The sequence below is a fragment of the Pseudomonas imperatae genome (genome assembly GCF_057128625.1).
On the sequence record NZ_JBSKHP010000007.1, the window covers coordinates 27289 to 45627 of the forward strand.

General features: G+C 62.8%; 18 protein-coding genes and 1 pseudogene. 8 read left to right on the forward strand and 11 right to left on the reverse strand.

Annotation, left to right across the window (positions count from 1 at the left end; translation table 11 throughout):
• Positions 1–45 precede the first annotated feature (45 nt).
• From relA to ACWKWX_RS10580, 3 genes are all read left to right on the forward strand, one after another.
• Positions 46–2292: a GTP diphosphokinase gene (relA, locus tag ACWKWX_RS10570; RefSeq protein ID WP_416426401.1), complete on the forward strand. Its 2247-nt coding sequence runs from the start codon at positions 46–48 to the stop codon at positions 2290–2292.
• Positions 2293–2423: 131 nt separating this feature from the next.
• Positions 2424–3257, forward strand: a complete 834-nt coding sequence (mazG, locus tag ACWKWX_RS10575; RefSeq protein WP_483827747.1) for a nucleoside triphosphate pyrophosphohydrolase — start codon at positions 2424–2426, stop codon at positions 3255–3257.
• 25 nt (positions 3258–3282) lie between these two features.
• Complete coding sequence (locus ACWKWX_RS10580; RefSeq protein WP_416426398.1) at positions 3283–3822, forward strand: DUF2058 domain-containing protein; 540 nt, start codon at positions 3283–3285, stop codon at positions 3820–3822.
• Positions 3823–3893: 71 nt separating this feature from the next.
• On the opposite strand, the gene ACWKWX_RS10585 is transcribed toward ACWKWX_RS10580, so the two are convergent.
• From ACWKWX_RS10585 to pyrC, 5 genes are all read right to left on the reverse strand, one after another.
• The gene (locus ACWKWX_RS10585) at positions 3894–4076 is read right to left on the reverse strand and encodes a hypothetical protein (protein WP_416426396.1); all 183 of its coding nucleotides are present in this window, start codon (positions 4074–4076) and stop codon (positions 3894–3896) included.
• 334 nt (positions 4077–4410) lie between these two features.
• Positions 4411–4887 (reverse strand): bacterioferritin, encoded by a 477-nt coding sequence (gene bfr / locus ACWKWX_RS10590; RefSeq protein WP_416426394.1) that lies wholly within the window; start codon positions 4885–4887, stop codon positions 4411–4413.
• 201 nt (positions 4888–5088) lie between these two features.
• Positions 5089–5307: a bacterioferritin-associated ferredoxin gene (locus ACWKWX_RS10595; protein ID WP_008365903.1), complete on the reverse strand. Its 219-nt coding sequence runs from the start codon at positions 5305–5307 to the stop codon at positions 5089–5091.
• Positions 5308–5537: 230 nt separating this feature from the next.
• A complete protein-coding gene (rnt, locus tag ACWKWX_RS10600; protein WP_416426392.1) occupies positions 5538–6209 on the reverse strand; it encodes a ribonuclease T in 672 nt (223 codons plus the stop codon).
• A complete protein-coding gene (gene pyrC, locus ACWKWX_RS10605) occupies positions 6206–7252 on the reverse strand; it encodes a dihydroorotase (protein WP_416426391.1) in 1047 nt (348 codons plus the stop codon). The genes rnt and pyrC overlap by 4 nt, the downstream gene beginning before the upstream one ends.
• A 131-nt stretch (positions 7253–7383) precedes the next feature.
• On the opposite strand from pyrC, the gene ACWKWX_RS10610 reads away from it, so the two are divergent.
• On the forward strand, positions 7384–8328 hold the full coding sequence (locus ACWKWX_RS10610) for a flagellar protein MotY (RefSeq protein ID WP_416426389.1): 945 nt from the start codon (positions 7384–7386) through the stop codon (positions 8326–8328).
• 207 nt (positions 8329–8535) lie between these two features.
• Positions 8536–9753, forward strand: coding sequence for an argininosuccinate synthase (locus tag ACWKWX_RS10615; protein ID WP_262147423.1), 1218 nt, complete (start codon positions 8536–8538; stop codon positions 9751–9753).
• Between the two features lie 67 nt (positions 9754–9820).
• Here ACWKWX_RS10615 and ACWKWX_RS10620 read toward each other — a convergent pair whose 3' ends face one another.
• Complete coding sequence (locus ACWKWX_RS10620) at positions 9821–10501, reverse strand: hypothetical protein (RefSeq protein WP_483827748.1); 681 nt, start codon at positions 10499–10501, stop codon at positions 9821–9823.
• Between the two features lie 601 nt (positions 10502–11102).
• Between ACWKWX_RS10620 and ACWKWX_RS10625 the strand changes: the two genes are divergently transcribed.
• Positions 11103–11729 carry a response regulator gene (locus ACWKWX_RS10625; RefSeq protein ID WP_416426386.1) on the forward strand — a complete coding sequence of 209 codons (627 nt, stop codon included), beginning with the start codon at positions 11103–11105 and terminating at the stop codon, positions 11727–11729.
• A 44-nt stretch (positions 11730–11773) separates the two neighbouring features.
• Here ACWKWX_RS10625 and ACWKWX_RS10630 read toward each other — a convergent pair whose 3' ends face one another.
• The 4 genes and pseudogenes from ACWKWX_RS10630 to metG form a co-directional block, all read right to left on the reverse strand.
• On the reverse strand, positions 11774–11953 hold the full coding sequence (locus ACWKWX_RS10630; RefSeq protein WP_416426384.1) for a PA3496 family putative envelope integrity protein: 180 nt from the start codon (positions 11951–11953) through the stop codon (positions 11774–11776).
• Positions 11954–12060: 107 nt separating this feature from the next.
• Complete coding sequence (nth, locus tag ACWKWX_RS10635) at positions 12061–12699, reverse strand: endonuclease III (RefSeq protein ID WP_416426382.1); 639 nt, start codon at positions 12697–12699, stop codon at positions 12061–12063.
• A 154-nt stretch (positions 12700–12853) separates the two neighbouring features.
• Positions 12854–13370, reverse strand: a pseudogene (rsxB, locus tag ACWKWX_RS10640) (electron transport complex subunit RsxB); the annotation flags it as partial.
• A 103-nt stretch (positions 13371–13473) separates the two neighbouring features.
• Positions 13474–15516, reverse strand: a complete 2043-nt coding sequence (gene metG / locus ACWKWX_RS10645; RefSeq protein ID WP_416426381.1) for a methionine--tRNA ligase — start codon at positions 15514–15516, stop codon at positions 13474–13476.
• A gap of 430 nt (positions 15517–15946) precedes the next feature.
• Here metG and apbC point away from each other — a divergent pair, with 430 nt between their 5' ends.
• The gene (gene apbC, locus ACWKWX_RS10650) at positions 15947–17041 is read left to right on the forward strand and encodes an iron-sulfur cluster carrier protein ApbC (protein WP_416426379.1); all 1095 of its coding nucleotides are present in this window, start codon (positions 15947–15949) and stop codon (positions 17039–17041) included.
• A gap of 100 nt (positions 17042–17141) precedes the next feature.
• Here the strand turns inward: apbC and ACWKWX_RS10655 are convergent, their stop codons facing one another.
• Positions 17142–17351 (reverse strand): cold-shock protein, encoded by a 210-nt coding sequence (locus tag ACWKWX_RS10655; protein WP_008365925.1) that lies wholly within the window; start codon positions 17349–17351, stop codon positions 17142–17144.
• A 361-nt stretch (positions 17352–17712) separates the two neighbouring features.
• On the opposite strand from ACWKWX_RS10655, the gene dcd reads away from it, so the two are divergent.
• Positions 17713–18279 carry a dCTP deaminase gene (gene dcd, locus ACWKWX_RS10660; protein ID WP_003184751.1) on the forward strand — a complete coding sequence of 189 codons (567 nt, stop codon included), beginning with the start codon at positions 17713–17715 and terminating at the stop codon, positions 18277–18279.
• Positions 18280–18339 lie beyond the last annotated feature (60 nt).

Here is an 18339-nt window from a genome sequence, read left to right on the forward strand (position 1 = left end):
GATCTGTTGATGCGTTAGCAACGTGTCATAGGGAAGGTAAACAAGATGGTACAGGTGAGAGCACACCAGCCGATCAACACTGACGGCAGTATCAATCTCGATGCATGGCTGGACCACATTGTCAGTGTCGACCTGGCACTGGACCGTGAGGCCCTGAAGGCGGCGTGCGAGTTCGCCCTGCAGGCCGAGCAGCAAGGCAACATGGCCAAGCATTCCTGGGCCGACGGCACGTCGTGTTTCCAGGCCGGCCTGGAAATAGCCGAAATTCTCGCCGACCTCAAGCTGGACCAGGACACCCTGGTGGCCGCGGTCATCTACCGCGCCGTGCGCGAAGGCCGGGTGACCCTGGCCGAGGTCGGCGAGCGCTTCGGCGCCGTGGTCACCAAGCTGATCGACGGCGTGCTGCGCATGGCCGCCATCAGCGCCAGCCTCAGCCCGCGCCAGTCGCTGGTGCTGGGCAGCCAGGGCCAGGTGGAAAACCTGCGCAAGATGCTCGTCGCCATGGTCGACGACGTGCGCGTGGCGCTGATCAAGCTGGCCGAGCGTACCTGCGCCATCCGCGCGGTGAAGAACGCCGACGAGGAGAAGCGCAACCGCGTGGCCCGCGAGGTGTTCGACATCTACGCGCCGCTGGCCCACCGCCTGGGCATCGGCCACATCAAGTGGGAGCTGGAGGACCTGTCCTTCCGCTACCTGGAGCCCGACCAGTACAAGCAGATCGCCAAGCTGCTGCATGAACGGCGGCTGGACCGCGAGCGCTTCATCAGCGACGTGATGACCCAGCTGCAGAACGAGTTGCTGGCCACCGGCGTCAAGGCCGACATCAGCGGCCGCGCCAAGCACATCTACTCCATCTGGCGCAAAATGCAGCGCAAGGGCCTGGAGTTCAGCCAGATCTACGACGTGCGTGCGGTGCGCGTGCTGGTGCCGGAAATGCGCGACTGCTACACCGCGCTGGGCATCGTCCACACCCTGTGGCGGCACATTCCCAAGGAGTTCGACGACTACATCGCCAACCCCAAGGAGAACGGCTACCGCTCGCTGCACACCGCCGTGATCGGCCCCGAAGGCAAGGTGCTGGAGGTGCAGATCCGCACCCACGCCATGCACGAGGAAGCTGAGCTGGGCGTGTGCGCGCACTGGCGCTACAAGGGCACCGACGTCAAGTCGGGCTCCAACCACTACGAAGAGAAGATCTCGTGGTTGCGCCAGGTGCTGGAATGGCACGAGGAACTGGGCGACATCGGCGGCCTGGCCGAACAGCTGCGCGTGGACATCGAGCCTGACCGCGTCTACGTCTTCACTCCCGACGGCCACGCCATCGACCTGCCCAAGGGCGCCACGCCGCTGGACTTCGCCTACCGGGTGCACACCGAGATCGGCCACAACTGCCGTGGCGCCAAGATCAACGGGCGCATCGTGCCGCTCAACTACAGCCTGCAGACCGGCGAGCAGGTGGAGATCATCACCAGCAAGCACGGCACGCCGAGCCGCGACTGGCTGAACTCCAACCTGGGCTACGTGACTACTTCGCGCGCCCGGGCGAAGATCGTCCACTGGTTCAAGCTGCAGGCCCGCGACCAGAACGTGGCGGCCGGCAAGACCCTGCTGGAGCGCGAACTCAGCCGCCTGGGCCTGCCCCAGGTGGACTTCGAGCAGCTGGCCGAGAAAGCCAACCACAAGACCGCCGAGGACATGTTCGCCGCCCTCGGTGCCGGCGACCTGCGCCTGGCGCACCTGGTCAATTCGGCCCAGCAGCTGGTGGAGCCGGAGCGCGGCAACGAGCAGCTGGAACTGATACCGCGCAAGTCCAGCACCGGTTACAAGCCGGGCAAGCGCGGCGACATCCAGATCCAGGGCGTGGGCAACCTGATGACGCAGATGGCAGGCTGCTGCCAGCCGCTGCCGGGCGACGCCATCGTTGGCTACATTACCCAGGGCCGCGGCGTGAGCATTCACCGCCAGGACTGCGCCTCGGTGCTGCAACTGGCCGGCCGCGAGCCGGAGCGCATCATCCAGGTCAGCTGGGGCCCGGTGCCGGTGCTCACCTACCCGGTGGACATCATCATCCGTGCGTACGACCGTTCCGGCCTGCTGCGTGACGTCTCCCAGGTGCTGCTCAACGAGCGCATCAACGTGCTGGCGGTGAACACCCGCTCGAACAAGGAAGACAACACCGCGCTGATGTCGCTGACCATCGAGATCCCCGGCCTGGACGCCCTGGGGCGCCTGCTGGGGCGTATCTCGCAGTTGCCGAACATCATCGAGACCCGCCGCAACCGTACCCCATGAGTTACGATCCTGACACTGAACCTGTCAGGGTTTGAGAACACCTGTGGGAGCTGGCTTGCCAGCGAGCTTTTGAGGCCCCCAAAAGCTCACTGGCAAGCCAGCTCCCACAGGGCATGTACCGAGGCTGATTGATGTACTCACTTGAAGACCTGCTACACCTCATGGCCCGCCTGCGCGACCCGCAACACGGATGCCCGTGGGACATCAAGCAGACCTACGCCACCATCGTGCCCTACACCCTGGAGGAGGCCTACGAGGTCGCCGACGCCATCGAGCGCAGCGATTTCGAACACCTGCAGGGCGAACTCGGCGACCTGCTGTTCCAGGTGGTGTACTACAGCCAGCTGGCCCGCGAGGAAGGGCGCTTCGAGTTCGACGGCGTGGTCGACAGCATCACCCGCAAACTAATCCGTCGCCACCCTCACGTGTTCCCCACCGGCGACCTCTATGCGCCCCTGGACACCCCGCGCCTGAGCGAGGAGCAGGTCAAGCACCGCTGGGAAGAGATCAAGGCCCAGGAGCGCGCCGAGAAGGCCACGGCCCCCGAGCAGCTATCCCTGCTCGACGACGTGCCCCACGCCTTGCCGGCCCTGGCCCGTTCGGCCAAGCTGCAGAGGCGCGCCGCCGGCGTTGGCTTCGACTGGCCTGAAGCGTTGCCGGTGCTGGACAAGGTGCGCGAAGAACTGGACGAGGTGCTGGAGGCCATGGCCGGCGACGACCAGGCCGCGGTGGCCGAGGAGGTCGGCGACCTGCTGTTCAGCGTGGTCAACCTGGCGCGGCACCTCAAGGTCGACCCGGAAAACGCCCTGCGTGGCGCCAACGGCAAATTCGAGCGGCGCTTCCGTTTTATCGAACAGGCATTGCGCGACACCCACCGTCCCATTGAAGATTGCACCCTGGAAGAATTGGACGCCCTGTGGGGCGAGGCCAAACGTCAGGAAAAGAACCTGCCCAGCTGTGGCTGAGCCCGTTGCATAAGTGAGCCCGTACATGAGCATCTCTCTTCGTGACCAATTGCTGAAAGCCGGTCTGGTCAACCAGAAACAGGTCAAGCAAGCCAGCAAGACCCAGCAGAAACAGAAACGCCTGGAGCAGAAGGGCCAGGTCGAAGTCGACGACACCCAGCAGCGCCTGGCCAAGGAAGCCATGGCCGAGAAGGTCAAGCGTGACCAGGAGCTGAACCGCCAGCAGCAGGAAAAGGCCGAGCAGAAGGCCCGTGCCGCCCAGGTCAAGCAGCTGATCGAGGTGTCGCGCCTGCCCAAGCTGAACACCGAGGACTACTACAACTTCGTCGACGACAAGAAGGTCAAGCGCCTGTCGGTCAACACCCTGATGCGCGCCAAGCTGAGCTCAGGCTCCCTGGCTATCGTGCACCACGCCGGCGGTTACGAAGTGATCCCGCGCGAGGCGGCCCTGAAGATCCAGGAGCGCGCGCCCGAGCGTATCGTGCTGTTGAACGTGGTGACCGAAGAGCCGGACGCGGATGACCCGTATGCCGCCTACGTCATCCCGGATGACCTGATGTGGTAAGCCACGCCCGTTAAACAAAACCCCGCCGAGGCGGGGTTTTTTATTGAAGGCAGTAAAGTTGGAAAGGTGACTTACTGCTGGGTGCGTTGCGCTTCCAGGTTTTCCAGTTCGGCCTTATAGCTGTGGGCGTCGTTCTCGTTGTGGAACATGCCGACCAGCAGGTCTTGTTGGTATACGTCCCAGATGCGGATGCCAGCGGCCACGCCTTCGTGGGACATATGTGAATCGTCGCGTTCGGTTACTTTTACAGTCATTTGAAAGCTCCAATTTCTCAAGTTATGCAGCAAGGCTCTGCATGACTCTTTTATAGAATTTGTTAGCTTCCTAAGTAAACACTCGATTTCTGCAAGGGTTTTTTGCAGGAACTGCGCGAATGGCCGAAAGCCCCGGCCCAGGCGGCCTGCGGCGGTTTGTCGCACCCTGCTCGGGGTTCATGAAAGTATCTTCATATTGTTTTATGGAACAAAAAAAGCCCCGCGAAGGCGGGGCTCTTCATCGACGTGGGAGCGGGCTCTGCCCGCGAAAAGAACACCGCGGTGGCCCGTTCGCGGGCAGAGCCCGCTCCCACATCGCAAATGGCAAGGCTACTTATTCGTCGTCGCCCATGCCCGACTGCAGGTAGTTCTCCAGGCTGACCTTGTCGATCAGGCCCAGCTGGGTCTCCAGCCAGTCGATGTGCTCTTCCTGGTCTTCGAGGATGTCTTCCAGCATTTCGCGGCTGCCGTAGTCGCCAGAAGTTTCGCAGTGGGCGATGGCGGCCTTGATGTCGCCATGGGCCTTGCGCTCGATCTTCAGGTCGCATTCCAGCATTTCGCGGGTGTGCTCGCCGATCAGGATCTTGCCCAGTTCCTGCAGGTTGGGGATGCCTTCCAGGAACAGGATGCGCTTGATCAGCTTGTCAGCGTCCTTCATGGCCTGGATGGACTCTTTGTACTCGAACTTGCCCAGCTTGTTCAGGCCCCAGTCTTCGTACATGCGCGCATGCAGGAAGTATTGGTTGATGGCGATGAGCTCGTTCCCGAGGATCTTGTTGAGATGCTGGATGACGCTGATATCGCCTTTCATGGTGGGGTCCTGTCCTGGTTGAAGTGTGCCAATTCAGGAAGTTTGAGCCCGACAACTTCGGCTGTCAAACCTAAGTTATTGAATAATATATAAAAATTAATCGGAATAAGAATGTTTGAGTTCTGCATCCAGCGCGTAACTACTTGAATTGCAGGCATAAAAAAACCGGACACTGGGTCCGGTTCCTTTGAATTCGGTGAATCAGGCGGCGGTAAATTCTACCGGGTAGGGCAGGGCGGCCTGGGTGGCTTGCAGTTCGGTGAGGGTTTCACGCACCACCTGCTTGGCCAGGCACGCGCATTTGCCACATTGCGAGGCCACGCCCAGGGTCTGGCGGACGTCCTTGTAGCTGCAGCATCCTTCATAGATCGCGTCACGGATCTGACCGTCGGTCACACCTTGGCAGAGGCAAACATACATAGGGGTACACACCGTCGCTGTGTCGTCTTGGTGCGGTGAGACTAATCGTAATGAGAATGCTTGTCAAAACAACTTCGCTCTATAAAGCGTGAGGGTCGATGAGCGGTCATTCAGGGAGGCTGGATGGGGAAAGAAATGTGGGAGCTGGCTTGCCAGCGAGCTTTGCAGAGGCAAAAACTCGCTGGCAAGCCAGCTCCCACAATGATCACGAAGTGATCAGAGAGGCGCAATCAATGATCGAAATCTTCCCAGCCGCCCATTTCCTTCCAGCGGTTGACGATGCCGCAGAACAGCTCGGCGGTCTTCTCTGTGTCGTAGCGCGCCGAGTGGGCCTCGCGGCCATCGAAGTCGATGTCGGCGGCCTGGCACGCCTTGGCCAGCACTGTCTGGCCGTAGGCCAGGCCCGCCAGGGTGGCGGTGTCGAAGCTGGAGAAGGGGTGGAACGGGTTGCGCTTGAGGTCGTTGCGCGCCACGGCGGCGTTGAGGAACCCCAGGTCGAAGCTGGCGTTGTGGCCAACCAGCACCGCGCGCTTGCAGCCGTTGGACTTCAGCGACTTGCGGATGCTGCGGAAGATTTCCGTCAGCGCCGACTCCTCGCTCACCGCCATGCGCAGCGGGTGGTCCAGCTTGATGCCGGTGAACTCCAGTGCGGCGGCCTCGATGTTGGCGCCCTCGAACGGCTCCACCCGGAAGAACAGGGTGTGCTCGGGGTACAGGAAGCCCATCTCGTCCATGCCGATGATGGTCGCGGCGATCTCCAGCAGGGCGTCAGTGGCGCTGTTGAAGCCGCCGGTCTCGACATCGACCACGACTGGCAGGTAGCCGCGGAAACGCGCCGCCATGGGGTGGCGCGACGCGCTGCTGCCGCTGTCCAGGTCTTCGTCGAATTGGTCTTCACTCACGCGTTTTGCTCCAGCAGGCGCCAGCGCAGTTTTTCACCGGCGCGCAGCGGGATGACGGACAGCTCGCCGAACGGCAGGCTGGCCGGGGCAGTCCACTCTTCGCGGACCAGGGTGATGGTGTCGGTGTTCACCGGCAGGCCGTAGAAGGCCGGGCCGAACAGGCTGGCGAAGCCTTCCAGCTTGTCCAGTGCGTTGCGCTGCTCGAAGGCCTCGGCGTACAGCTCGATCGCCGCATAGGCGGTGTAGCAACCGGCGCAGCCGCAGGCCGATTCCTTGGCGTGCTGGGCGTGGGGCGCCGAGTCGGTGCCCAGGAAGAATTTCGGGCTGCCACTGGTGGCCGCGTCCAGCAGCGCCACCTGGTGGGTGTTGCGCTTGAGGATCGGCAGGCAGTAGAAGTGCGGGCGAATGCCGCCCACCAGCATGTGGTTGCGGTTGTACAGCAGGTGGTGCGCGGTGATGGTGGCCGCCACGTTGGCCGAGGCCTCGTTGACGAACTGCACGGCATCGCCGGTGGTGATGTGTTCGAACACCACTTTCAGGGTCGGGAAGCGTTCGACGACGCGGCGCATGTGCTCGTCGATGAATTGCTTCTCGCGGTCGAACACGTCGACTTCGCCACGGGTCACTTCACCGTGCACCAGCAGCAGCATGCCCACTTCGGCCATGGCTTCGAGCACCGGGAAGATCTTGTCGACGCTGGTCACGCCCGAGTCGGAGTTGGTGGTGGCGCCGGCCGGGTACAGCTTGGCGGCGTGCACGAAGCCGCTGGCCTTGGCGGCGCGGATCTCGTCGGGGGTGGTCAGGTCGGTGAGGTAGAGCACCATCAACGGCTGGAACTGGCTGCCGGCCGGGCGTGCGGCCAGGATGCGCTGACGATAGGCGTCGGCTTCCTGGGCGTTGCGCACGGGTGGGACCAGGTTGGGCATGATGATCGCGCGGCCAAAGGTGCGCGCGACGTCGCCGACGGTGTGGGGCAGCACGGCGCCATCGCGAAGATGGATGTGCCAGTCATCGGGACGCAGGAGGGTCAGGCGGTCGGACATTGGGGGGGTTCCAGGCGGTTCGAACTCGGGGGAATGCTACCGCAAATGGCCTCGGCAGGCACTCGCTATCAAGTTTTGCCGATGACGTCCGATAGCCCGAGGGTATGTGGTACAAATCTGTGGAGCCTCCCGTGCGCCAGCGTTATCTAGCCCTGTTCAGTATCTTCGCCAGCCTGCCCGCCATGGCTATCACTTTCCAGACCCGCCTGGAGAACGTCGAGTGGAAGGTCGAGGGCGACCAGTTCGAATGCCGTCTTGTCCAGCCGATCACCGACTTCGGCTCGGGTGAGTTCGTCCAGCGCGCGGGCGAGGGCGCCGTGTTCAGCCTCAAGTCCAGCAGCCGCCTGCTCGGCCGTGGCTCGGCGACCCTGCTGGCCGCCGCCGCGCCGTGGCAGCCAGGGCGTGGCGACATCAACCTGGGGGCGGTGCGCATGGGTGACGGCGCGACGCTGTTCAGCAGCTCCCAGGGCCAGGCCAGCCGCCTGATCGGCGGCTTGATCGAGGGCCGCAGCACCGTCATCCGCACCTTTTCCGGCACTACCGGGCGGCCCACCGAAGTGCGCGTGCTGCCAGTGAAGTTCAGCCAGGGCTACAGCGACTTCCAGGCCTGCACCACCAAGCTGCTGCCGATGAACTTCGACCAGGTCAGCCGCACCCAGGTGGGCTTCCCCGGCGGCGGCAATGACCTGGACGCGGCCGCCAAGCGGCGCCTGGACACCATCCTGGCCTACATGAAGGCCGACCCGACGGTGAACCATGTGGAACTGGACGGCCACTCCGACAACAGCGGCAACCGCCTGACCAACCGCGACGTTTCGCGCCGCCGCGCCCTGGCGGTGATGGATTACCTCAAGGCCGCCGGCGTGCCGGAGTCCGACATCGTCATGCGCTTCCATGGCGAGCAGTTCCCGGTAGCGCCGAACACCAATGCCGCCAACCGGGCGCTCAACCGCCGGGTGAACATCCAGCTGTCGCGGGTGGCCGCGGCGGACAAGCCAGCGGTGCCGCCTGAAGCGGTGCAGCAGGCGCCTGCGCAGCCGGGCCCGGCGCAACCCAAGCCTCCCGCGCAACTGTAGCCGCTGCCGGCAGGCTGCGCTGGCCCTATGCCTCGCCGGAAAACTCCAGTGTATGAAGGGGCCAGCGCAGCCTGTCGGCAGCGGCTACGGGGTCGCCGAGGCGAAAGTTATTGTCGCTTCATCGTCATTTGCTGTCGCGCCTCTGTAATTCTGCGGGTTTGAACGGTAGACTAATCGGCTTTCCGTACAACCCCGTGGAGTGATGGCATGGCGGACGTAAACAAGGTCGTTCTGGCGTATTCCGGCGGCCTGGACACTTCGGTGATCCTCAAGTGGCTGCAGGACACTTATAACTGCGAAGTGGTGACCTTCACCGCTGACCTGGGTCAGGGCGAAGAAGTAGAGCCTGCACGTGCCAAGGCGCAAGCCATGGGCGTGAAAGAGATCTACATCGACGACCTGCGCGAAGAATTCGTGCGTGACTTCGTGTTCCCGATGTTCCGCGCCAACACCGTCTATGAAGGCGAGTACCTGCTGGGTACCTCCATCGCCCGTCCGCTGATCGCCAAGCGCCTGATCGAGATCGCCAACGAAACTGGCGCCGACGCCATTTCCCACGGCGCTACCGGCAAGGGCAACGACCAGGTGCGTTTCGAGCTGGGCGCCTACGCCCTCAAGCCAGGCGTGAAAGTGATCGCCCCTTGGCGTGAATGGGACCTGCTGTCGCGCGAGAAGCTGATGGACTACGCCGAGAAGCACGCGATCCCGATCGAGCGTCACGGCAAGAAGAAGTCCCCGTACTCGATGGACGCCAACCTGCTGCACATCTCCTATGAAGGCGGCGTGCTGGAAGACACCTGGACCGAGCACGAAGAAGACATGTGGCGCTGGACCGTCTCGCCAGAGAACGCTCCGGACACCGCGCAGTACCTGGAACTGACCTACCGCAACGGTGACATCGTCGCGCTGGACGGCGTCGAGATGACCCCGGCCACCGTGCTGGCGACCCTGAACAAGATCGGCGGCGCCCATGGCATCGGTCGTCTGGACATCGTCGAGAACCGTTACGTGGGCATGAAGTCCCGTGGCTGCTACGAAACCCCTGGCGGCACCATCATGCTGCGCGCCCACCGTGCCATCGAGTCCATCACCCTGGACCGCGAAGTCGCTCACCTGAAAGACGAGCTGATGGCCAAGTACGCCAGCCTGATCTACACCGGCTACTGGTGGAGCCCTGAGCGCCTGATGCTGCAACAGATGATCGACGCCTCCCAGGTCAACGTGAACGGCGTGGTACGCCTGAAACTGTACAAGGGCAACGTCATCGTCACCGGCCGCAAGTCCGACGACTCGCTGTTCGACGCCAACATCGCTACCTTCGAGGAAGATGGTGGCGCGTACAACCAGGCCGACGCGGCGGGCTTCATCAAGCTCAACGCCCTGCGCATGCGCATCGCTGCCAACAAGGGCCGCAAGCTGTTCTGATTGCCCCCTGGTTGCACCCGAAAGCCCCGGCCCTTGCCGGGGCTTTCGCGTTTCCGGGCGCCAGTTTTCATGCCGGCGGCGCCGCTTGCCGGGCCGGCAGGCCGCCCTGGCGGCGGCTCAGCGTGGTGAGCGCGGCTTCATCCAGGTCGTAGGCGCTGATGGTGCATTCGGCGTTGTGCTCGAAGGCTTTGCCCAGCAGGTGCCCCAGCACCACGCTCACCGGGCTGCGCAGCTGCGACAGGCGATACAGCATGATCAAATGTCGTTCCCCAGGCGCTTTGGGGCGCAAGATCTCCTTGATCATGGCGTCCAGGTCCTGCTCGTTGGCGAAATGGCTGTAGTCGAGGATGTACAGGGCCCGGAACTCCTCGCTGCGGCCTTGGCGGACCACCGGCACATCGGCAACGGGCAGCGGGTGGCCAGGGGCGGCCGAAGGTGGCGGGAGCGGCGGTGGAGGCGTGTTGATGTTGCCAGCCTGGGCGGGTGCCGGCTGACCTTTGGCAATGTCCAGGAAGTCCTGTTCGTTGCTGAAGTCGGAGGGGGAATAAAGCACCTTGTAGTTGAAATTCAATGTTACAAAGAACAACAGTGTCAGGAACGGCGGGAAGCCGATAAGGAACCATGTATACAGGTCCTGGCTGTCGTCCTTTAGAAAGGGCAGCGAGGCCAGGGCTGACGCTTCGACTATGGCGGCAAATATGGCAATGATGGTCAGCGGGTTCTTTGTATGGGGCGGCGGGCTGGACATGAAAACTCCTTGGCACGGCCTGTTACCGGGCCGTATCTGTCGTTGGAATTCTAGAGTTTCTGCGGTGGTCGACCGGCTATGTATAGTTATTTTATTTGCGCATGTTGCGAATATATCGATTTATTCAGTTGTCATTTCCGTCGGGGCGGGAACGGCTTTCCCGCTGGATGCCTCGCCGGGCCCGGCCTGTAGGAGGATCTGCAGGAAGTGACAGGTGTAAGGTTATTTACAGTTCGATATAAAGAGAGACAACGGCAGTGAGCAGTATCTGCCACCCCACGACGTTATCCGCAGGTCGGATAATGTGCCCGTCTGGCTGTCCGACACAGAATGAATGGCTTGTAAGCAAATACTCAATTGCTGCTCATAAACCGATGTGCAATGCTTCTTGGTGTCAGATATTTTTCAATGTAGGGCTACCAATTGTCGGAAAAATCTGGAGAGAACTTCAAGGAGTGAGGTTTTCTGTAGGAATAGTCTCTCTCGGTTGTAGGTCTTGTCTTTGCCGTTAGGTAGCTGGCAGTGACGCAATGCAAAGTGCCGGACGACTAGGCTATTGTGCGGGCTCTAAAAATTCGAACAGCGAAAATTGGATTTTCCCATGAATAAAGTGCTGATCGTGGATGATCACCCTGTGGTTCGCCTGGCGTTGCGCATGCTGATGGAGCGCCACTGCTACGAAGTGGTCGGCGAAACCAACAATGGCGTGGATGCCTTGCAAATGGCCCGTGAGTACCAACCGGACCTCGTCATACTCGACATCTGCATTCCCAAGCTCGACGGCCTGGAGGTGATGGCGCGCCTGAGCAGCGAGCGCCGTGCCACCAAGGTGCTGGTGCTGACCTCGCAGATGCCCGGGCATTTTTCCATGCGTTGCATGCAGACCGGCGCGGCGGGCTACGTGTGCAAGCAGCAGGAGCTGACCGAGCTGCTCAGTGCCATCAAGGCGGTGCTGTCAGGCTACAGCTACTTCCCCAACCAGGCCCTGCATTCGGTGCGCTCCAGCCTGGGCAACGCTTCCGAGTCGCAGATGATCGAGCGCCTCTCGGGCCGCGAGATGATGGTGTTGCAGCAGTTGGCGCGGGGCAAGAGCAACAAGGAAATCGCCGACGGCATGTTCCTCAGCAACAAGACCGTCAGCACCTACAAGACCCGCCTGCTGCTCAAGCTCAATGCGCGGTCGCTGGTGGACCTGATCGAGCTGGCACAGCGCAACGGCCTGGCGTGAGCCGGCCCGCGGCCGGCGCGCGAAAGGGCAGGGTGGAAAAAGGGTTATAGATCGAAGTCGTAGTCGGCCAGCTGCTTCTGCAGGCGACGTTCTTCCAGCAGGTTGTCGATGGTGCGGCGCTTGCTCAGGTTGGTTTTTGCGGTTTCCGCAGGGGCTTCGGCTTCATCGTTGTCGACAGGGGCAAACTCGTCTTCCACATCCAGTTCTTCTTTACCGGTGCTCATAAAGTCAACTCCAGGCTTGCAGTGCCATTGGCGCACCTTATATCGGTAAATCTTTCGCGCGTAAAAAAGATTTTTTCAATCGCCTGATCAGCTTTTTCAATAAGCCTTCAATCGTCGGAGGTCTTGTGCTTGTAATCGCACAAATCTTCGATACGGCAGCTGCCGCAGCGCGGCTTGCGAGCCTGGCACACGTAGCGGCCGTGCAGGATCAGCCAGTGGTGGGAGTCGAGCAGGTATTCCCTGGGCACGAACTTGAGCAGGTTCTTCTCCACCTCCAGCACGTTCTTGCCTGGCGCGATGCCGGTGCGGTTGGCCACGCGGAATATGTGCGTGTCCACCGCCATGGTCGGCTGCCGGAAAGCGGTGTTGAGCACCACGTTGGCGGTCTTGCGGCCCACGCCGGGCAGTGCTTCCAGGGACTCGCGGTCCTGGGGCACCTCGCCGCCGTGCAGCTCCACCAGCATGCGGCAGGCTTCGATCACGTTGCGTGCCTTGCTGTTGTACAGGCCGATGGTCTTGATGTACTCGGACAGGCCTTCCACGCCCAGGGCATGGATGGCCGCCGGGGTGTTGGCCACCGGGTACAACTTGGCGGTGGCCTTGTTCACGCCCACGTCCGTGGACTGGGCAGACAGAATCACCGCAATCAATAGCTCGAAGGCCGAGGTGTAGGCCAGTTCGGTCTTGGGTTCGGGGTTGTCTTCATGCAGCCGGCGAAAGATTTCCCGGCGTTTGACGTTGTTCATCGGTCACGGTGTCCTGGGTTCGGGGCGTCGGCGGTGGCGGCCTGCTGCGCCTTGATCCGCGCCAAGGCCGCTTGTATCGGGTCGCTGATGGCGGTGGGCGCAGGCGCCTGTGCGGCTGGCGCCGGGCGCTGGGCCTCGCGCCGTGCGGCCAGGCTGGCCAGCCGCGCGTTGCGCTGTTCGAAACGCCTGCGGGCGCGGTCACGCTTGAGGGTGCGCGCCTGGCGTTCGCCATCGGTCTGCGCCAGGCCGCCGACGATGGCCACGCTGGCGTTGGCTGGCAACGGCCGCAGTTCGATGCAGTCCACCGGGCAGGGCGCCAGGCACAGGTCGCAGCCCGTGCATTCGTCGACGATCACGGTGTGCATCAGCTTGGCCGCGCCGACGATGGCGTCCACCGGGCAGGCCTGGATGCATTTGGTGCAGCCGATGCATTCGGCTTCACGGATATAGGCCACCTGGGGTGGTGCGCTGCCGCGGCTGGTGTCCAGGGCGATGACCGGCACCTGCAGCAGGTTCGCCAGGGCGGCGAGGGTCTCGGTGCCGCCGGGCGGGCATTTGTTGATTGCGTCGCCCCTCGACATCGCCTGCGCATAGGGCAGGCAGCCGCCATGGCCGCATTTGCCGCACTGGGTCTGGGGCAGCAGGGCGTCGATGCGTTGGGTCAGGCTCATCTTTCTGTCCGGCAGGGCCATGAACAATTGTGGGAGCTGGCTGGCCAGCGAGATTTTGAGGTGTCCCAAAAAGCTCGCTGGCAAGCCAGCTCCCACAAGAGTATTACTTGATGCGCTGGCCCGGCTTGGCGCCGCTGTCGGGGCTCAGCAGGTAGATCTCTTCGCCGCCAGGGCCGGCCGCCATGACCATGCCTTCGGACATGCCGAAGCGCATTTTGCGCGGCTTGAGGTTGGCGATCATCATGGTCAGGCGGCCTTCCAGCTCGGCCGGGTTCGGGTAGGCGCTCTTGATGCCCGAGAACACGTTGCGCTGCTCGTCACCGATGTCCAGGGTCAGGCGCAGCAGTTTGTCGGCGCCCTCCACGTGCTCAGCCTTGACGATCAGGGCCACGCGCAGGTCCACGGCAGCAAAGGTGTCGAACTCGATTTCCGCAGCCAGGGGTTCCTTGACCAGCTCGCCGTTGCCGGCCGGGGCGTTGGAGGCCTGGGCGGCTTCCAGGTCTTCCTTGGAGGCGTCGACCATGGCTTGCACCTTCACCGGGTCGATGCGGCTCATCAGCGCCTGGAACGGGTTGAGCTGGTGGTTGGCCAGCAGCGTGGCATGGTCGGCCCAGGTCAGCGGTGCGACGTTGAGGAACGCCTCGGCGTCGGCGGCCAGTTGTGGCAGCACCGGCTTGAGGAAGATCACCAGCTGGCGGAACAGGTTCACGCCCAGGGCGCACACGGCCTGCACTTCGGCCTGTTTGCCTTCCTGCTTGGCCAGGGCCCACGGTGCCTTGTCGGCGATGAAGGCGTTGGCGCGGTCGGCCAGGGCCATGATCTCGCGCATGGCGCGGGCGAAGTCACGGTTCTCGTAGGCTTCGGCGATGCTTGGCGCGGCGGCCAGGAAGGCGTCGGTCAGCTCCGGCGCGGCGTTCTCGGCCACCAGCACGCCGGCATTGCCCTTGTGGATGAAGCCTGCGCAGCGGCTGGCGATGTTGACCACCTTGCCCACCAGATCGGAGTTGACCTTCTGCACGAAGTCTTCCAGGTTCAGGTCCATGTCGTCGACGCCACGGCCCAGCTTGGAGGCGTAGTAGTAGCGCAGGTATTCGGGCGACAGGTGGTCCAGGTAGGTGCGCGCCTTGACGAAGGTGCCGCGCGACTTGGACATTTTCTGGCCGTTGACGGTCAGGTAGCCGTGCACGTTCACCGCGGTCGGCTTGCGGTAGCCGGCGCCTTCGAGCATGGCGGGCCAGAACAGGGCGTGGAAGTTGATGATGTCCTTGCCGATGAAGTGGTACAGCTCGGCGGTGGAATCCTTGGCCCAGTAGGCATCGAAGTCCAGGTCCGGACGGCGCGCGCACAGGTTCTTGAAGCTGGCCATGTAGCCGATCGGCGCGTCCAGCCACACGTAGAAGTACTTGCCTGGCTCGCCCGGGATCTCGAAGCCGAAGTACGGCGCGTCACGGGAGATGTCCCATTCCTGCAGGCCGCTGTCCAGCCATTCGGCCAGCTTGTTGGCGACGGCGTCCTGCAGGGTGCCGCTGCGGGTCCACTCCTGCAGCATGGCCTGGAAGTCGGGCAGCTTGAAGAAGAAGTGCTGGGAATCCTTGAGCACCGGGGTGGCGCCGGAGATCGCCGACTTGGGGTTCTTCAGCTCGGTGGGCGCGTAGGTGGCGCCGCATTTCTCGCAGTTGTCGCCGTACTGGTCTTCGGCCGCGCACTTGGGGCAGGTGCCCTTGATGAAGCGGTCGGCCAGGAACATCTGCTTGTCCGGGTCGAAGTACTGGGTGACCGAGCGCTGGGAGATGTGGCCGGCGTCACGCAGCTTCAGGTAGATCTGCGAGGACAGCTCGCGGTTCTCTTCGGCGTGGGTGGAGTGGAAGTTGTCGAACTCCACCAGGAAGTCGGCGAAATCGGTGCTGTGCTCGACCTGTACGCCGGCGATCAGCTGTTCAGGCGTGATGCCTTCCTTTTCCGCGCGCAGCATGATGGCCGAGCCGTGGGCGTCGTCGGCGCAGACGTAGGTGCACTGGTTGCCGCGGTGCTTCTGGAAACGCACCCACATGTCGGTCTGGATGTACTCGACCATGTGGCCAAGGTGGATCGAACCGTTGGCATAGGGCAGGGCGCTGGTGACGAGAATCTTGCGGGGCTCGGACATGGGGCTCGGCTACTTAGAAGTCAAAACAAGATCGGCCACTATAAAGGACCCGCGCGGTGCGGACAAACCCCCGTAGCAGCTGCCGCAGGCTGCGTCCTGGCCAGTGCGCGGTGCCAGAGCCTGCGCGGCGCCTGTGACGCGGCCTGCGGCCGCTGCTACAGAGATGGCGCGGGGCGTAGCAGCTGCCGCAGGCTGCGTCCTGGCCAATGCGTGGTGCCAGAGCCTGCGCGGCGCCTGTGACGCGGCCTGTGGCCGCCGCCACAGAGATGGCGCGGGGCGTAGCAGCTGCCGCAGGCTGCGTCCTGGCCGATGCGTGGTGCCAGAGCCTGCGCGGCGCCTGTCGCGTGTTGGGCTCATTGTTTTTCCACCGGTGCGCTGGACGCGCTAGGATAGCCGTCTGTCTTGCTCTGTCTTTATAACGGGAGAACCCATGGGTGCCGTCAATCGCGCCGCCGTCGAAGCCGTACTTGGCCAGTACACCGATCCCTACCTGAACCAGGACCCGGTCAGCGCCGGGTGTGTGCGGGCCATCGATATCGACGGCGGGCAGGTCAACGTGGTACTGGAGCTGGGCTACGCCGCCGGCCTGTTCAAGAACGGCTTCGCCCAGGTGCTGCAGACCGCCGTCGAAGGCCTGGACGGCGTGAGCCGCGCCACCGTGCGCATCGACTGCGTGATCGGCGCCCACAAGGCCCAGGCCCAGGTGCCGGGCATGGCCAACGTCAAGAACGTCGTCGCCGTGGCCTCGGGCAAGGGCGGGGTGGGCAAGTCCACCACCGCCGCCAACCTGGCCCTGGCCCTGGCCCGCGAGGGTGCGCGCGTGGGTATCCTCGACGCCGACATCTATGGCCCCAGCCAGGGCGTGATGTTCGGCATCGCCGAAGGCACCCGCCCGCAGGTCAAGGACCAGAAATGGTTCGTGCCGCTCAAGGCCCATGGCGTGGAAGTGATGTCCATGGCCTTCCTCACCGACGACAACACCCCCATGGTGTGGCGCGGCCCCATGGTCTCCGGCGCCCTGCTGCAGCTGATCACCCAGACCGCCTGGGACGACCTGGACTACCTGGTCATCGACATGCCGCCAGGCACCGGTGACATCCAGCTGACCCTGGCGCAGAAAGTACCGGTGGCCGGCGCGGTCATCGTTACCACGCCCCAGGACCTGGCCCTGCTGGACGCCAAGAAAGGCGTGGAGATGTTCCGCAAGGTCAACATCCCGGTGCTGGGTGTGGTCGAGAACATGGCCGTGCACATCTGCTCCAACTGCGGCCATGCCGAGCACCTGTTCGGCGAGGGCGGTGGCGAGAAGCTGGCGGCGCAATACGGTGTCGAGGTGCTGGCGTCGTTGCCGTTGTCGATGCTGATTCGCGAGCAGGCCGATAGCGGCAAGCCTACCGCCATTGCCGAGCCCGAAAGCCAGATCGCCATGGTCTACCAGGAGCTGGCGCGCCACGTGGGTGCGCGCATCGTGATGCAGGAAGCGGCGGCGCCGGCCATGCCGAGCATCACCGTCAGCGACGACTGAACCTGCCTGTCGCCGCTGCCTCTGGCAGCGGCTACGGTAAACCGCAGGCATAAAAAAACCCCGCTCGTGAGCGGGGTTCTTTTGAACTGTTCAGTACAAGTTAGATAACTTGAACTTCTTCAGCTTGCATGCCTTTCTGGCCGCGGGTAGCGACGAAAGAAACCTGCTGGCCTTCTTTCAGGCTTTTGAAGCCGTCAGCCTGGATAGCTTTGAAGTGAACGAACAGGTCGTCACCGGATTGTGGAGTGATGAAGCCGAAGCCTTTTTCATCGTTGAACCACTTAACGGTACCGGTTTGGCGATTGGACATGGTGAGTCTCCTTGGACAAAGTTAACTGCGGTTCAGGAAATGCCCTGGCCGAGACTGAGTGCAAAGAGCAGGAAAATTCATGGAGATGTAAAACATCGGGTAGAGATTCTCAGTGACACAAGCAACACAGTGACGCCACCTTAACCCTTTTTCCGGGGCCTGCCAATGCCATTCGCCGCGAATAACACAAATCATGACTGACGGTGCCGGCGGGTGGCGAAAAGTCGCAGTTTTCGCGGGCTGCAAGGCATGAAATGACCGGGCGGTCCGAACAAATGACCACGGTGCTTTGAGCCGTGGCGCCCGGTCCGGTAAGATGCGGGCAACATTTTCACCACCTCGCTATTCAGGACACCCCGCCATGAGCATCAAATCGGACAAGTGGATTCGCCGCATGGCGCAAGAGCACGGCATGATCGAGCCTTTCGTCGAGCGCCAGATGCGCGGTGAAGGCGCCGACCGGCTGATCTCCTTCGGCGTGTCCAGCTACGGCTACGACGTACGCTGCGCCGATGAATTCAAGGTGTTCACCAACATCAACTCGGCCACCGTGGACCCGAAGAACTTCGACGAGAAAAGCTTCGTCGACGTGAAAAGCGACGTCTGCATCATCCCGCCGAACTCCTTCGCTTTGGCCCGCACCGTCGAGTACTTCCGCATCCCGCGCAACGTGCTGACCATCTGCCTGGGCAAGAGCACCTACGCGCGCTGCGGCATCATCGTCAACGTCACCCCGCTGGAACCGGAGTGGGAAGGCCACGTGACCCTGGAGTTCTCCAACACCACCACGCTGCCGGCGAAAATCTACGCCAACGAAGGGGTGGCGCAGATGCTGTTCCTGGAGTCCGACGAAGAATGTGAAGTGTCCTACAAGGACCGTGGTGGCAAGTACCAGGGCCAGCGTGGCGTGACCCTGCCGCGTACATAATCCGACCGGCGCAAGGAATTAGTCGGGAAAAAGGCACTCTATCGAGGTGAACTGTTCCGT

Coding starts and splice junctions, on each gene's coding strand:
- relA (WP_416426401.1), top strand. CDS start 46: ATGGTACAGGTGAGAGCACACCAGCCGATCAACACTGACGGCAGTATC.
- mazG (WP_483827747.1), top strand. CDS start 2,424: ATGTACTCACTTGAAGACCTGCTACACCTCATGGCCCGCCTGCGCGAC.
- ACWKWX_RS10580 (WP_416426398.1), top strand. CDS start 3,283: ATGAGCATCTCTCTTCGTGACCAATTGCTGAAAGCCGGTCTGGTCAAC.
- ACWKWX_RS10585 (WP_416426396.1), bottom strand. CDS start 4,076: ATGACTGTAAAAGTAACCGAACGCGACGATTCACATATGTCCCACGAA.
- bfr (WP_416426394.1), bottom strand. CDS start 4,887: ATGAAAGGCGATATCAGCGTCATCCAGCATCTCAACAAGATCCTCGGG.
- ACWKWX_RS10595 (WP_008365903.1), bottom strand. CDS start 5,307: ATGTATGTTTGCCTCTGCCAAGGTGTGACCGACGGTCAGATCCGTGAC.
- pyrC (WP_416426391.1), bottom strand. CDS start 7,252: ATGTCCGACCGCCTGACCCTCCTGCGTCCCGATGACTGGCACATCCAT.
- ACWKWX_RS10615 (WP_262147423.1), top strand. CDS start 8,536: ATGGCGGACGTAAACAAGGTCGTTCTGGCGTATTCCGGCGGCCTGGAC.
- ACWKWX_RS10620 (WP_483827748.1), bottom strand. CDS start 10,501: ATGTCCAGCCCGCCGCCCCATACAAAGAACCCGCTGACCATCATTGCC.
- ACWKWX_RS10625 (WP_416426386.1), top strand. CDS start 11,103: ATGAATAAAGTGCTGATCGTGGATGATCACCCTGTGGTTCGCCTGGCG.
- ACWKWX_RS10630 (WP_416426384.1), bottom strand. CDS start 11,953: ATGAGCACCGGTAAAGAAGAACTGGATGTGGAAGACGAGTTTGCCCCT.
- nth (WP_416426382.1), bottom strand. CDS start 12,699: ATGAACAACGTCAAACGCCGGGAAATCTTTCGCCGGCTGCATGAAGAC.
- metG (WP_416426381.1), bottom strand. CDS start 15,516: ATGTCCGAGCCCCGCAAGATTCTCGTCACCAGCGCCCTGCCCTATGCC.
- apbC (WP_416426379.1), top strand. CDS start 15,947: ATGGGTGCCGTCAATCGCGCCGCCGTCGAAGCCGTACTTGGCCAGTAC.
- ACWKWX_RS10655 (WP_008365925.1), bottom strand. CDS start 17,351: ATGTCCAATCGCCAAACCGGTACCGTTAAGTGGTTCAACGATGAAAAA.
- dcd (WP_003184751.1), top strand. CDS start 17,713: ATGAGCATCAAATCGGACAAGTGGATTCGCCGCATGGCGCAAGAGCAC.